The sequence below is a fragment of the Pseudomonas sp. NFACC24-1 genome (assembly GCF_900115235.1).
GTDB lineage: Bacteria > Pseudomonadota > Gammaproteobacteria > Pseudomonadales > Pseudomonadaceae > Aquipseudomonas > Aquipseudomonas fluorescens_AA.
In genome coordinates, this window is the sequence record NZ_FOVS01000008.1 from 57,691 (window position 1) to 72,045 (window position 14,355).

Annotated in this window: 11 protein-coding genes and 4 pseudogenes; 9 read left to right on the forward strand and 6 right to left on the reverse strand. The window is 62.1% G+C overall.

Going from position 1 to position 14,355, the window contains the following annotated elements; genetic code table 11:
• Nucleotides 1-5 precede the first annotated feature (5 nt).
• A pseudogene (locus tag BM317_RS09900) lies at nt 6-530 on the forward strand (hypothetical protein); the annotation flags it as partial.
• An 88-nt stretch (nt 531-618) separates the two neighbouring features.
• On the opposite strand, the gene BM317_RS09905 reads toward BM317_RS09900, so the two are convergent.
• Nucleotides 619-1,839 (reverse strand): multidrug effflux MFS transporter, encoded by a 1,221-nt coding sequence (locus BM317_RS09905; protein WP_092474142.1) that lies wholly within the window; start codon nt 1,837-1,839, stop codon nt 619-621.
• Nucleotides 1,840-2,058: 219 nt separating this feature from the next.
• Here BM317_RS09905 and BM317_RS09910 point away from each other — a divergent pair.
• Nucleotides 2,059-2,595, forward strand: a pseudogene (locus tag BM317_RS09910) (M42 family peptidase); the annotation flags it as partial.
• Nucleotides 2,596-2,773: 178 nt separating this feature from the next.
• On the forward strand, nt 2,774-2,902 hold the full coding sequence (locus tag BM317_RS31060; RefSeq protein ID WP_256574116.1) for a YceK/YidQ family lipoprotein: 129 nt from the start codon (nt 2,774-2,776) through the stop codon (nt 2,900-2,902).
• A gap of 42 nt (nt 2,903-2,944) precedes the next feature.
• On the opposite strand, the pseudogene BM317_RS09920 reads toward BM317_RS31060, so the two are convergent.
• Nucleotides 2,945-3,112, reverse strand: a pseudogene (locus BM317_RS09920) (NmrA/HSCARG family protein); the annotation flags it as partial.
• A gap of 83 nt (nt 3,113-3,195) precedes the next feature.
• Here BM317_RS09920 and BM317_RS31065 point away from each other — a divergent pair.
• Nucleotides 3,196-3,408 (forward strand): annotated as a pseudogene (locus tag BM317_RS31065) (MFS transporter); the annotation flags it as partial.
• On the opposite strand, the gene BM317_RS09930 reads toward BM317_RS31065, so the two are convergent.
• The gene (locus BM317_RS09930) at nt 3,333-4,223 is read right to left on the reverse strand and encodes a LysR family transcriptional regulator (protein ID WP_003200706.1); all 891 of its coding nucleotides are present in this window, start codon (nt 4,221-4,223) and stop codon (nt 3,333-3,335) included. The pseudogene BM317_RS31065 and the gene BM317_RS09930 sit on opposite strands and share 76 nt — an antisense overlap.
• A gap of 167 nt (nt 4,224-4,390) precedes the next feature.
• Here BM317_RS09930 and BM317_RS09935 point away from each other — a divergent pair, with 167 nt between their 5' ends.
• The 5 genes from BM317_RS09935 (at nt 4,391) to BM317_RS09955 (ending at nt 11,257) form a co-directional block, all read left to right on the forward strand.
• Nucleotides 4,391-5,473: a 4-oxalomesaconate tautomerase gene (locus BM317_RS09935; protein ID WP_092474146.1), complete on the forward strand. Its 1,083-nt coding sequence runs from the start codon at nt 4,391-4,393 to the stop codon at nt 5,471-5,473.
• Between the two features lie 41 nt (nt 5,474-5,514).
• Nucleotides 5,515-6,840 carry a dicarboxylate/amino acid:cation symporter gene (locus tag BM317_RS09940; protein ID WP_092474148.1) on the forward strand — a complete coding sequence of 442 codons (1,326 nt, stop codon included), beginning with the start codon at nt 5,515-5,517 and terminating at the stop codon, nt 6,838-6,840.
• 142 nt (nt 6,841-6,982) lie between these two features.
• A complete protein-coding gene (locus tag BM317_RS09945; protein ID WP_092474150.1) occupies nt 6,983-8,287 on the forward strand; it encodes a CitMHS family transporter in 1,305 nt (434 codons plus the stop codon).
• 94 nt (nt 8,288-8,381) lie between these two features.
• The gene (locus BM317_RS09950; RefSeq protein WP_092474152.1) at nt 8,382-9,635 is read left to right on the forward strand and encodes an OprD family porin; all 1,254 of its coding nucleotides are present in this window, start codon (nt 8,382-8,384) and stop codon (nt 9,633-9,635) included.
• A 365-nt stretch (nt 9,636-10,000) separates the two neighbouring features.
• Entirely contained in the window at nt 10,001-11,257 is a 1,257-nt protein-coding gene (locus BM317_RS09955; protein ID WP_092165645.1) for an MFS transporter, read from the forward strand.
• A gap of 42 nt (nt 11,258-11,299) precedes the next feature.
• On the opposite strand, the gene BM317_RS09960 is transcribed toward BM317_RS09955, so the two are convergent.
• From BM317_RS09960 to BM317_RS09970, 3 genes are read right to left on the reverse strand one after another with little or no spacing between them, the layout of a single operon-like run.
• The gene (locus BM317_RS09960) at nt 11,300-12,055 is read right to left on the reverse strand and encodes an ABC transporter ATP-binding protein (protein WP_092165480.1); all 756 of its coding nucleotides are present in this window, start codon (nt 12,053-12,055) and stop codon (nt 11,300-11,302) included.
• Entirely contained in the window at nt 12,049-13,110 is a 1,062-nt protein-coding gene (locus tag BM317_RS09965) for a FecCD family ABC transporter permease (protein WP_063321700.1), read from the reverse strand. Before BM317_RS09965 ends, BM317_RS09960 begins: the two co-directional genes overlap by 7 nt.
• Nucleotides 13,107-14,294, reverse strand: a complete 1,188-nt coding sequence (locus tag BM317_RS09970) for an ABC transporter substrate-binding protein (RefSeq protein ID WP_092165482.1) — start codon at nt 14,292-14,294, stop codon at nt 13,107-13,109. The genes BM317_RS09965 and BM317_RS09970 overlap by 4 nt, the downstream gene beginning before the upstream one ends.
• Nucleotides 14,295-14,355 lie beyond the last annotated feature (61 nt).

Below are 14,355 nucleotides of genomic sequence, written 5' to 3' on the forward strand. Positions count from 1 at the left end.
CGTTGATGGCAGGGGTGGGGGCGCTGTTGCGTCCGAGCGACCGGGGCAGTCCCGAGGCCAACCTCTTGCTCGGCAAGCCTTTGCCGGTGCGCTCGGTCGAGCTGTTCTACCAGACCCACAAGGGCACCTTTGACCCTTCCAGGCAATTGCAGTGGCTGCTCGACACCCCCCGGCGGCTGATGGATTACCTGAGCTACCGAATACATGAACAGGAGCGCTTGAGCAGCGAAGTCTCGGTGGGGACGGCGTTTCTCAAACCGACCCATTACGACTTGCCATCGCTGGCCGAGCATGTGCCGGCGGCCTTTATCGCAACGCCGGTGTTGAAGAGCACCGGGGCCGTCAATTTTCCCGCTTTGGATGACAAGTCCCGATTGTTCTCCTGGTGGAACCCGAATCAGCGCGGAACCTTCTTCATCTATGGCGGCAACTGGATGGCCGAGTTCGAGTCCCCCTCGGGGCTGCAAAGTAACGGACTCTATGGCCGCAGTTCCAACCAGGAAATGGTCAACGGCTCACCGGCCGTGGGGGGAAGATTGTCGAAACCTGGCCGGTGTATTGACTGGCCCTTATCACGGGCGAAACCCTCCATCGTGCTTGGCCCGCAAAGCGGTTTGCTCAAAGCTTGCCCCGCAACAGAAACAGCACCAGCGCCACCAGGCAGGCCGTCGCCTGGATCCCACCCAGCGTCGTGACCGGTGCGAAGCTCAAGACCGAGGCCAGCCATGTGGTCAGCGCAGCCGCGCCCATGGAGAGAAAACCCAGCAGTGCGGAGGCCATCCCGGCTTCTTTGCCGAATGGGCCCATGGTGATTGCCGTGCCCAGCGGATTGGCCAGGCCCATGCCCCAAAGGAAGGTGACCATCGAGAGGGCATACCACCACAGGCCAGGCACGGCCGGACCTACCAGGAGCAGGCCTCCGCCGATCATGGCGCAGGCGATGCCCAGGAGCGTGATGACTCGAGTGCCATGACGATGGGCCAGGCGCGGGGCCGCCATACCGGCTGCGAACACGACGAATACCGTAGAGGCGAAATACAGGCCGGTCTGCACCGACGTCAAGCCGATGCCTTGCATCAGGATGGCGGGCGCCGCCGCGAACGAGGCGAACAGGCCGCTCATCAGCAAGCTCATTGAGAGGGCTGGGAGGATGAAGCGCTTATCCAGTACCAATCGGCGATAGGCGAGCACCACGCTCTTGGCCGAGTGGGGCGCCCGGCGATCGGCGGGATGGGTTTCTCCGAGGTCGCGCACGTAGAAAAACGCCAGTACCACGGCGGCCAGTCCCACCAGGATAAAGATGGCACGCCAGCCGAGCGTGACGGCTAGTACGCTGCCGGCCAACGGCGAAAACCCCGGTGCTGCGGCAGTGGCGATCATCGTCAGCGACAGGGCGCGGGCGAGCGTCTCGCCTTCGAACAGATCCCGCGCGATGGCGCGCGACAGCACCGAGGCCGCACACACGCCCAGCGCCTGCACGACGCGCCCGGCGATCAGCACATCGAGGGTGCTGGCAAGACCGGCGATGACGGTGCCGACCACGAACACCGACAAGCCGCCCAATACCAGTTTCTGGCGCCCGTAGCGGTCGGCCAGTGGTCCGACCACCAGTTGGCCCAAGGCGAAGGTGATGAAGAAACTGGACAGCGTCAGGCCGAGCTCGCGAGCGGTCACGCCCAAGTCTTCACCGATCGCCGCAAACGCCGGGAGGATGATGTTGGTAGAGAGCATGCTGATCGCCGCCAGGCCTGCAAGCAGCGCCACGACTTTGCCGGTCAATGGTTGTGTGGAGGCGTGCGGTTGGCTAGCGGTAATCGCCAATGAAGTTCTGGCTTCCATACATGCTCTCCGGTGTATAAATGATGATCGTAATATTTTGTAAATATGATGACCATCATCTCTTGCGTCAAGCTAAATCTGGAGGGCAGGTGGGACTCATTGTCGTCGTCTCAAAAAGCCGCTGCGTTCCGTTCAGGGCTGGACTGACCTGCGATACTTGTGCGGATGACGATTTGAACGGACGGCAAGCGAGTGCGGGGATCTTCGTAAGCACAGCCCATCAGGGGCATGGCCCACCTTGATGAAATTGCCATGATCGTGAAGAAAGTAAGGCCCGACGGTAACCTTGAAGTCGTCGCGCTAGGTGGTGCCCAGCCTATCTGTTTTGGTGTTTGTCCGGTAGACATACTCGGCGATGGCCAATGCCTCTGCGGCGTACTGTCTTATGGTTCCATGTACAACAGTGGTGGTTCTGCCCAGGGGCGGGATGTGCTGTCGGGAGCGGTGCAGTGGAGCGACGTCCATGTCATCACCCGCTGTTCCCAGGAAGAACTGGCCGCCGCCGGTGTCCGTCCTGGCGTACGCGTGGTGCTCAGCCACCACTGGCGTCGGCCGTTCCAGGTAAAAGACACGGTCGCTGCTCACTTCCTGGATGACCGGGCGCCATTGGCGGCGGTGATCACCACAGCGCAGCAGTTGAAAAACAAAAGGCACGCGCTCAAGCAGGATGTCTGGTTCGTCTGCACGACGCTTGAGGAGGAATCCAACGCCGGTGCGCTCTATGCCGCTTCCCGCGTGCCGGGCGATACCACCATCGATGCTACAGTCCCGTCTTTCCAGGGGAGAGCGCGTCATGCGGATCGTATTATTGGCTTTGACGATGGCGCTGCTGGGGGGATGCGCGACGGCCAACGAAACCTTTGGCATGGGGCAGCTTTGCGGCCGTCAGCCTTATTGCGGCGCGGCGACCGATATCGAGATCATCAAGGGCTCGATGAACGACAACGATGTGTATTCACGCGCGCTGGCACCGTTTGCAATCATTGACCTGCCTTTCAGTGTCGTGGCCGATACGTTGATTCTGCCCTATACGATTTTTCATATGAGGCCTGCCGAGGAGTAGGCCTCTCTGAATGATTCGAAGCCGCTCCCTCGTCCCAGGGATTCAAACCCCGGCGACAACCTCGCGAACGAAGTCTTCATAGGTGCGCAGCGGGCGTCCCAGAATCGCCTGGAGCCGTTCCACGGTGCCTTCAGCGGCCTGCATGCCAAACCTCTGGATACCGGACATCATCAGGCGCATGTCATAAGCCAGCCAGGCAGGGCCGAAGGTGCCTTGTCGCGACGCAGCAACTGGGCGGCGGCGAAGGAGGGCGTATCGACGCCGCGCGGACGCTTGCGTGTCGCTGCCCCGGTCTGTGTTTCTACTCGGTGGGCAGCGCGCTGGGAGCGGCCGCTGCAACCCAGGTCTATGTGCTGTGGGGCTGGATGGCGGTCAGCCTGCTGGGCGCCTTGATCAGCCTCGCCGCGTTGGTGGTGTGGAGACGCTCGCTTCATTGCGGCCACTGTTCAAGCAGGATCGAGACGAATTTCTCCGCGGCCGGGGAGAGCGATGCGCCCCGGCGGTAGACCAGGCCCAGGGAGCGGTTTACCACCGGCTCGATCAGCGGCACGCTGACCAGGGTTGGATGATCCCCGGCCGGCATGGCCAGGCTGGGCATCGCCGACACGCCCAGGCCGGCCTCGACCAGTCCCAGCGACGTAGACAAGTGCTGCACTTCGTAGAACCACTGCGGGCGCCAGCTCAGGCCCGACAGCGCGTGGTCCAGCAGCATGCGGTTGCCGCTCAGGCGCCCGACCCCGATCAGCCGGTAGTCGCTGAGTTCCGACCAGGTGACCGCGCTGCGTTCAGCCAATTCATGGTCGCGTCGGCAGGCCAGCACAAAGGGTTCGTTGACCAGGGGCACGAATTCGATGTCCGGGTGCTGGCCGCTCATCATGTTGATGCCGAAGTCGGCTTCGCCGCGCAGTACCGCTTCGAGCCCTTCGTTGGCGCTGAGGTCGAGCAGGCGGATGCGGATTTTCGGGTAGCGCTCGTTGTAGAGGCGGATCACCGAAGGCAGGAAATAGAACGCCGCCGTGGGGATGCACGCCAAGGTCACCCGACCGATCTGCCGCTCCGCCAGCTCGCGGATGTTGAGAATCGAGTCGTCGAAATCATCCAGCAAGCGCCGCGCCTTGGGCAGGAAATCACGGCCGACACTCGTCAGGCTGACCTTGCGGGTCGTGCGATCGAGCAAAGCGGTTCCCAGGCCTTCCTCGAGTTTTTTCATCCGTCGGCTCAGGGCCGGTTGTGACAGATGCAGCGCATCGGCGGCTTCGTGGAAACTGCCCAGTTCGGCGATTTTCACGAAAGATCGTATGTCCTGGAGCTCATATTCCATGTTCTACCTCACCGCAGAGGGGATGCGCAGTGCGAATCATCGTAAAATAATTCATTTGCTAAACGCAATAATTCCTCTGATCTTTGCATTGGAAACACTTTTCAAACTTTGCCACTCTTGTGTCCAGAGCATCAATTATCCAGATTGATCAACAAGAGTTAGTGAACATGCAGCGAATTCCTTGTGTGCTAATGCGCGGCGGTACGTCCAAAGGCCCGGTGTTTCTCGCCTGGGATCTGCCGGTCGCCATCGCCGAACGTGACGAGCTGCTGCTCAACCTGATGGGCTCCGGCCACGAGCTGGAAATCGACGGCATCGGTGGCGGCAGCCCACAAACCAGCAAAGTGGCGATCGTCAGCCCATCGCTGCACCCAGACGCGGATGTCGATTATCTGTTCGTCCAGGTCATGGTTTCCCAGCGTCGTGTCGATACCGCCCCCAACTGCGGCAACATGCTCTGCGCCGTCGGCCCCTTTGCCATCGAGCAGGGGCTGGTCAAGCCTTCCGGGGACCTGACCCGGGTGCGCATTCGCAACCTCAACACCGGGACGTTCGTGAATGCCGAAGTGCAAACCCCGCAAGGCAAGGTCAGCTATGAAGGCGATACCGCCATCGACGGTGTGCCTGGCACAGCCGCTCCGGTACAACTGACGTTTCTCGATGCGGCGGGCAGCAAGACGGGGAAACTCTTCCCCACCGGGCAGACCCAGGACCTGATCGACGGCATCCCGGTAACCTGCATCGACATGGCGATGCCGATGATGATCGTCGAGGCCAGCCAGTTCGGTAAACGCGGTGACGAAAGCCCTGCCGAACTGGACGCCGATAAAGCCTTCCTGCACCGGCTGGAGTCCTTGCGGCTGAAAGCCGGCCTGGCGATGGGCCTGGGTGATGTCAGCGACAAGGTCATTCCCAAGCCGGTGCTGGTGTCTCCGGCCAAGTGCGGCGGGACGGTCCAGGTGCGCTACTTCATGCCGCACAACTGTCACCGCGCCCTGGCGATCACCGGCTCCATCGGTCTGGCCACGGCGTGCGTAACCGAAGGCAGCGTCGTTGCACAGTTGCTCGGCAACGTCAGTGAACCGCGCTTGCAACAGGTTCGGATCGAACACCCAAGCGGCGGTATTGATGTCGTACTGTCCTACACCGGTGAAAAGGGTGAGACCATTCGGGCTTCGGTAGTACGTACCGCGCGCCGGCTTTTCTCAGGTTACGTCTATGCCACGGCGTCCCAACGGCTGGCCGGATAACCCTGGTTGCCAGGGTCTTTTGCATCAGAACAATTCTAAAAATGGGTGATGCCATGAAAGTTGTTAAATCGCTCTACTTCCAGATCATCTGCGCCGTGCTGCTGGGCGTGGTCGTCGGGCACTTCTGGTCGCAACAGGCAATTGCCTTGAAGCCGCTGGGCGATGCCTTCATCAAGCTGATCAAGATGATGATTGCGCCAGTGGTGTTCTGCACCATTGTCACTGGTATCGCCGGTATGAGCGACAAGCGCTCGCTGGGGCGTTTGTTGAGCAAGACCATGCTGTTGTTCCTGGCGCTGACGGTGATCAGCCTGATCATCGGCCTGGTGTCGGTCTACCTGTTCAAGCCCGGCGCGGGCATGAACATCGACCCGACGCAGTTGAGTACCCAGGGACTGTCGCAGTACACCGAATCCGCCGCGAAACTGAGCGTGGTGGACTTCTTCATGCACATCATTCCCGACACCTTCATCGGCGCCTTCAATAAAGGCGAGGTGCTGCCGGTGCTGTTTATCGCGGTGCTCTGCGGTTTTGCCCTATCGTCCCTGGGCGAGCGCGGCAAGCCTGTGCTGGAGTTCCTGGAATCGGCTTCGCACATGGTGTTCAAGATTTTCTCCTACCTGATGCGTTTCGCTCCGATTGGCGCTTTCGGGGCCTTGGCCTTCACGGTGGGGCAGTACGGCATCACGTCGCTGGGCTCCCTGGCCAAGTTGATCATGACCTTGTATATCGCCTGCGCCTTCTTCGTCTTCGTGGTGTTGGGCAGCCTTTGCCGCGCCCACGGTTTCAGCCTGTGGAAGCTGTTGCGTTATCTGCGTGAAGAGTTCCTGGTGGTGCTCGGCACGTCCTCGACCGAACCGGTAATGCCGCGGATGTTGGAAAAACTCCAGGCCCTGGGTTGCAAGAAAGGGGTCGTGGGGCTGGTGCTGCCAACCGGTTACTCGTTCAACCTCGATGGCACGGCGATCTATCTGTCGCTGGCGGCGATCTTCATTGCCCAGGCCTGCAACATCGACCTGACGCTGACCCAGGTCATCACCATGCTGGCGATCATGCTGCTGTCGTCAAAGGGGGCCGCGGGTGTGACCGGCAGTGGGTTTGTCGCCCTGGCCTCGACCTTGACGGTCATCCACGACATTCCCCTGGCGGGCCTGGCCCTATTGATCGGGATCGACCGGTTCATGTCCGAAGCGCGGGCGTTGACCAGCCTGGCGAGCAATGCCGTCGCGACCGTGGTGATCTCTCTCTCGGAGAATGCCTGTGACCGCGAAGTGCTGTTGCAGACCCTGGATGGCAAACCCGCCCTGACACAGACCCCGGCAACGGACTCGAGCTGGGACGGCACGAAGGCCGCCAAACACATCTAGCCGCTCACGGCTGACTCGACAGCACCGCGCAAGCTCACTCGATACCTCTGCGCCAGGCACACTTCAGCGTGTTGCCTGGCGGGCGGGAGGGCGTGCGCCTGGGTGTCTGCCAAGCTACTCATAACAACAAGAGATCTGACATATGCTCGCTTTACTTGGCCTGGCCATGGTGGTGGTCTTCACCTTCCTGATAATGACCAAACGGTTGTCCCCGATTGTCGCCCTGACGGTAGTGCCCATCGTCTTTGCCGTGCTCGGCGGCTTTGGCGGGACCACCGGCAAGATGATGCTGGACGGCCTGAAAATGGTCGCGCCCTCGGCGGCCCTGCTGTTGTTCGCGATCCTGTTTTTCGGCCTGATGATCGACGCCGGTCTGTTCGACCCGCTGATCCGCAAGATCCTCAAGCGGGTCAATGGCGACCCGATGAAAATCGCCGTGGGCACCGCGCTGCTGTCGCTGTTGGTGGCGCTGGACGGTGACGGCACGACGACCTACATGATCACCTGTGCCGCGATGCTGCCGCTGTATAAGCGCATCGGCATGAGCCCGATGATCCTGGCGACCATTTCCATGCTCTCCCTGAGCATCATGAGCGGCATGACCCCTTGGGGCGGCCCGGCGACCCGTGCGATCGCAGCGCTGGGCCTGGATGCCGGTGAGTATTTCGTGCCGTTGCTGCCGACCATGATCGGCGGTGCGATGTGGGTGGTGTTCACGGCCTTCCTGCTGGGCCGTGCCGAGCGCAAGCGCATTGGTAACGTCCAGCTGCAAAGCGGTGGCGGTGACTGCTACATCAACGCGATCATCGAGGACACGCCACACAAGCGCCCGAAACTGGCCTACGTCAACCTGCTGCTGGTGGTCGCGGTGATGGTCGCGCTGGTGATGGGACTCATGCACTCGGCGATTCTGTTCCTGATCGGTTTCGTCCTGGCGCTGATGATCAACTATCCGCAACTGGATATTCAGAAGGAGCGCATTCTCGCCCATTCGGGCAACGCCATGACCGTGGTCCTGCTGGTGTTTGCCGCGGGCATCTTCGCCGGGATCTTCTCCGGAACGAAAATGGTCGATGCCCTGGCACAGACCCTGGTCGATTGGATTCCGCCTTCCTGGGGCCATCTGTTCCCGCTGGTGGTGGCGATTACCAGCATGCCGCTGACCTTCGTATTGTCCAACGATGCCTACTACTTCGGGGTCGTGCCGATCCTGGCCAACGCCGCGGCTGCCTACGGGATCGATCCGGTGGAAATTGCCCGGGCCTCCATTCTCGGCCAGCCGGTGCACCTGATGAGCCCGCTGGTGGCCTCGACCCTGTTGCTGGTGGGCATGGTCGACCGCGACTTGGGCGACTTCCAGAAAGCCACCGTCAAATGGGCGGTGCTCACGTCCCTGGTGATTACCGCGTTGGCCCTGCTGACCGGGGCACTGACGCTGTTTTCCTGATTCCCCCGACAATCTTGTTTTCCTGCCTGACACGCCCCCTGCAAATGGGGGTGAGAAGGCCTGCATGCCGAATAACAACAACGAGTAGCCAGACATGACCATTTTGCTGACCCGCGGGGCTTTGTTTCCAATCCTTGGCCTGTTGCCCCTGGCCACGGCCAGCGCCGAAGGCTTCATCGATGACAGCAAGCTGAAGCTGCAATTGCGCAACGTCTACTTCAACGAAAATTTCCGCGACGAACATGGTATGAGCGCCCGGGCGGCAAGGACCGCCAAGAGTGAGCGCACCGAATGGGCTCAGGGCTTCCTGCTGGATTACCAGTCAGGCTTTACGCCGGGCACCCTCGGCTTCGGGGTCGACGCCCTGGGCCTGCTCGGGGTCAAGCTTGATTCCGGGCGTGGCCGCAGCGGCACCGGCCTGCTGCCGGTGCATGACGACGGTCGCGCCGCCGACGAGTTCGCCAGTGCGGGCATGACCGCCAAGGCCCGGGTGGCCAAGACCACGCTCAAATACGGCACCTTGCTGCCCAAGACCCCGGTGCTGGTCTACAACGATGCGCGGCTGTTGCCCCAGACTTACCAAGGCACCCAGATCAGCAGCAATGACATTGACAACCTCACCGTCACCGGCGGGCACCTGGAGCGTTTCAAGCTGCGGGATTCGAGCGACAGCATGCCCATCGTGCCGGACGGCTACGGCGGCGATAAGTCTGGTGACTTCAGCTATGCCGGTGCCGACTACAAGCTGGGCAAGCACATCCGCCTGAGTTACTTCTATGGCGAGCTGGAGAATTTCTATCGACAGAACTTTGTGGGCATCCAGCATGATCTGCCCCTGGGCGCCGGGGTATTGACCAGCGACCTGCGCTACTTCAACAGCGTCGATTCGGGGTCGGCCTACGGCGGCAAGATCGACAACGACATGCTCAGCGGGTCGCTGGCCTACGCCGTTGCCGGCCACACACTGAGCGCCGGTTACCAGACCCTCAGCGGCGAGGCGGGCCTGCCTTACATCAGCGGCGCCACGGTGTACTCCTTCAGCAACGTCGGGATCGGCAAGTTCATCGAGGAAGACGAGAAGACCTGGATGCTCGGTTACGGCTACGATTTCGCGCGCCTCGGTGTGCCCGGCCTGACGTTCTCCACCCGCTACCTGAGCGGTAACGACGGTAAGTCCAACACCACGGTCAAAGAGTGGGAACGTGACGCAGAGATCGCCTATGTGGTGCAACAGGGAACGTTCAAGGGGCTGGGGGTGAAGTTGCGAAACTACGTCTATCGCTCGGACTTTTCCCGGGGCCGTGACAGCAATCGGATCTACTTTATCTACGACATCGCTCTTTGGTAGGTCATGCAGTTCATCTAAGAAACAACGATGGACCTGACGCCAGAGATTGCTCCCGCTAGGCGCTGTAGGAGCTGGCGAAGCCTGCGATCTTTTGTTCTTTACGCTTGAGATTCAAGTGTCAGAGGAAAGATCGCAGCCTCGCTTCGCTCGACAGCTCCTACAGGCGCGACCCAGCGGGAGCAAACTCTGGCTCCGGTTTTCTCAATGGCTCCGCGGTCATCGCAGTGGCTCGGATCGATACTTTGCGACATCATGGCGCGTCCCGTCACGACGCGTGGGTGACGGACGGAACAGACCGTGTCGTCTTGTGTGGCCGCACACCTTGGCGCCAATCACCTTTGGGCAAAGCCCCCGTCGAGGCCGCTGTGGATCGAAACCGAGACCGACGCAACAACCTTTCCCTGGATGGCCTGAATTTTTTCCTCGCGGATGTGCGCGATGGTTTGGGTCCTTACCTGGCGATCTACCTGCTGGCGGTGCATCGCTGGGACCCGGCCAGCATTGGCGTGGTGATGACGGTGGCGGCCATGGCCGGGCTCGTCGCCCAGGCGCCCGCCGGCGCGTTGATCGATCGGGTGCGCAGCAAGCGTGCCGTGGTGGCCGTGGCGGCCTTGGTGGTGACGCTGGGTTGCCTGGTACTGCCGTTCACGTCGTCCTTTGGCCTGGTGGCATTGACCCAGGCCATCGGTGCCGTGGCTGCGTCAGTCTTTGCGCCGGCTATCGCGGCGATTTCCCTGGGCATTACCGGCGCCAAGGCCTTTACACGGCGCACGGGGCGCAACGAAACATTCAATCACGCGGGCAATGCCTGCGCCGCGCTGCTGGCGGGTGGGTTTGCCTGGTTGTTCGGTCCCATCGCGGTGTTCTACCTGATGGCCGCCATGGCATTGGCCAGCATCGTGGCGGTCGGTTGCGTGTCCGCCGAGGCCATCGACCATGACGTGGCCCGGGGCCTGGAGGCGGGGCAGTTGGTTCACGGCCCTGTACCCTCGACGCTGCGGGTCCTGCTGGATAACCGTACGCTGCTGTTGTTCGCCATTTGCTGCGGGCTGTTCCACCTGGCAAACGCGGCGATGCTCCCGCTGGTCAGCCAGAAGCTCGCCCAGGCCAATGTGCACCTGGCCACGCCGCTGACGTCGGCTTGTATCGTTGCGGCGCAACTGGTCATGGTGCCCATGGCGTGGCTGGTGGGCGTCAAGGCCGATGCCTGGGGCCGCAAGCCGTTGCTGCTGGCCGGCTTCCTGATCCTGCCCATCCGCGGTGTGTTGTACGTGCTCTCGGACGACCCCTACTGGTTGGTGGCGGTGCAACTGCTGGACGGTATCGGTGCCGGGTTGTTCGGCGCGCTGTTTCCCCTGGTGGTCAAGGACCTGACCCAGGGCACCGGACGCTTCAACGTCAGCCTCGGGGTGTTGTCGACGGTGTTCGGGCTCGGGGCCGCGCTGAGCAACAGCCTGGCCGGCTTCGTGGTGCAAGGGGCTGGCTACAGCGCGGCGTTCCTGACCCTGGCGGCGATTGCCGCGCTGGCATTCGGCCTGTTGCTGGCGATGCCCGAGACCTTCAGGCCAAGCCGTGTGAGCCAGGCCGACCCCCTTGCGGTGTCCGACGGCGGGGTCGCCTAGGTCCCGCGTCCCCGGCCCTTGGTGCAAGGCCCGGATGTTCGCTCAAACGATATCGTCGATCAGGATGTGGCGCTCGCCCCGGCTGCACCGCTCGATCCGCGCTTCGACCTTGTAGACCTGACGCAGCATCGACTCGGTGATCACCTCGGCGCTCGGGCCGCTGCCCTGGGCGGTGCTGTCGGCGATGACCAGCACTTGGTCGGCAAAGCGCAGCGCCTGGTTCAGGTCATGGATGGCGATGAACACAATGACCTGGCGTTGGCGCGCCAGGGCCCGCATGAAATTCAGCACCTGGACTTGTCGATGCATGTCCAGGGCGCTGGTCGGTTCATCCATCAACAGGATTTCCGGTTCGCGCACCAGGGTCTGGGCGATCGAAACCAGTTGCTGCTGTCCGCCGCTGAGCTCTCCGAGATTACGGAACGACAACTCAGTGATGCCCAGCGCGGCGAGAATGTCGTCCACCCGCTTCAGTTCATCATCATGGACGACCCAGCCCGGCGTGAGCTGCTTGCGTGCCAGCAGCACCGACTCGTATACCGTCAACCGGGCGCTGGCGTTCAAGCCCTGGGGCATATAGCTGATGCCCTGCGGTCCCTTTTTCGAGTCCTCCAAGACCACCTGTCCGGGGCCGTCGATCAACCCGGCCATGCGCTTGAACAAGGTGGATTTGCCCGCCGCGTTGGGGCCGACTACCGCCACCACCTGGCCGCCGACAAAAGCTGCCGTGGTCACGCCGTGAATGACCAGGCGCTGGCCATAGCGGGCCCCGAGATTCTCCAGCCGAATCGTTACCATGAGTTTTTCTTCCCACCGAGAATCAAGGAGATGAAGAAGGGCACGCCGATCAGCGACGTCACCACGCCGATGGGGAAAATGGCCCCAGGGATCAGGGTTTTGCTGATCACCGAACTGGCGGACAGAATCAGTGCGCCGGTCAACAAGGACGCAGGCAGGAAGAACCGTTGGTCTTCGCCGATCAGCATCCGCGCGATGTGCGGGCCGACCAGGCCGATGAAGCCGATCGTGCCGACGAACGCCACCGGAAACGAGGCGAGCAGGCTGACCATGATCAGCGTCTGAAAGCGCAGGCTGCGCACGTTGATGCCGAAACTCGCGGCTTTGTCGTCCCCCAGCCGCAGCGCGGTCAAGGCCCAGGCGCGTCTGGCGAAAATCGGCAGGGTGACCAGGATCACCAGGCAGATCACTCCGAGCTTGGGCCAGGTGGCTTTGGTCAGGCTGCCCATCGTCCAGAACACCACGGCGGCCACGGCTTGTTCGGTGGCGAAGAATTGCACCAGCGCCAGCAACGCGTTGAAGGTGAACACCAGGGCGATGCCAAGCAGCACGATGGTCTCGGCGGTGACACCGCGGCGCAGGCTCAGGAAGTGGATCAGCAATGCCGACAGCATGGCCATGATGAACGCGTTCACCGGCACCATGTACTGCGCCGCCAGCGGGAACAAGGCCACGCCAAACGCCAGCCCCATGGCCGCACCGAAACTGGCGGCGGCGGAAATGCCCAGGGTGAACGGGCTGGCCAGCGGGTTGTTGAGGATCGTCTGCATCTGCGCGCCGGCCAGCGACAACGCGGCACCGACCGCAACGGCCATCAGCGCCACGGGCAAGCGGATGTCCCACATCACCACGCGGACCTGGGGCGACGCGCTGTCCGGTGAAAACAGCGCGCCGAGCACTTCGTCGAGGCTGTAGCGTGCCGGCCCGAGGGCCAGGTCGAGCAGGACACTGCAGATCAGCAACAGCGTGAGCCCCCCGAGGATAAGCCGCTTGCGCAGCACCAGGCGCCGGTAGGTGTCACGTTGCATCACCAGGGTTTCGTTCAACGAAGTCATGGCTTGTCCTCTGTCTGGCCCAGGCTGACGGCATAACCCGGCTCATAAGGGACCGGCAGGAACTGCTCGTGCAATTGGCGGAACGAGGCGTCCGGGTCCAGGTCGGCGAACAACGTCGGGTGAAACCACTTGGCCAATTGCTGGATGGCCACGAACTGATAGGGACTGTTGTAGAACTGATGCCAAATGGCGTGGAACGCCTGGTCGTCCTGGGCCTTGATGCCGGCGTAGGCCGGTCGCTGGGTGTACCACGCCAGTTTTTTCCTGGCTTGGGCCATGTCCGCCCCGGGGCCGACGCCGACCCAATGGCCAGCGGGTGCAAAGGCTTCCCAGTTGGCGCTGGTGATCACCACCTGTGCCGGGTTGGCGACCACCACTTGCTCGGCATTCAACTGGCCGAACGTGGTGGGGATGATGCCTTTGGCGATGTTGTCGCCACCGGCCATTTCGACGAACAGGCCGAAGTTCTCGTTGCCGAAGCTCAGGCAGCAATCATCGGTGTAACCGCCGATGCGTTCGATGAAGACCTTTGGCCGGGCAGGGTGGCGCGCTTCAATGACGTCGGTGACCCGTCGAATCTGTTGGTTGCGAAAATCGATGAAGGCTTCGGCACGGGCTTGCTTGCCGAACAGTTGGCCGAACAGGCGCATGGTCGGCTCGGTGTTCTGCATCGGGTTGTTGCGAAAGTCGACGTAGACCACCGGGATGCCCAAGGCGTCGAGCTTCTCGATGTAGCGCGCATCCTCGGTGGCGTGCTGGGCTTCGATATTGAGGATGATCACATCCGGACGCTGGGAGATGGCCTGTTCGATGTCAAAGGTGCCGTCCTCGAACCCGCCGAAGGTCGGGATCTTGGCAATGTCGGGAAATTTGCGCAGGTAGGCGCCGTAGGTGTCCGGATCTGACTGGATCAGGTCCTTGCGCCAGCCGACGATGCGTTCGATGGGATTTTGCGTGTCCAGCGCCGCCACCAGGTACAACTGGCGGCCTTCGCCGAGGATCACCCGCCTGACCGGGAGATGGACCTTGACCTGGCGCCCGAGCAGGTCGGTCACGCTGCCCAGGGCAGGGTCCGCCTCGGCGGCCAGGGCGTTGCGGGGCGTCAGCGAAAGAAACGACACACCGAGCAGCCCGGCGAACAGCAGGGCGGCGAGGGTGTGAGGGCGGCGAAAAACAGTAACCATGGTTCAGGCCTTTACAAAAGCCGGACCGGACAACGGCGCAAGTCGCCGCCCCGGCCCGCAG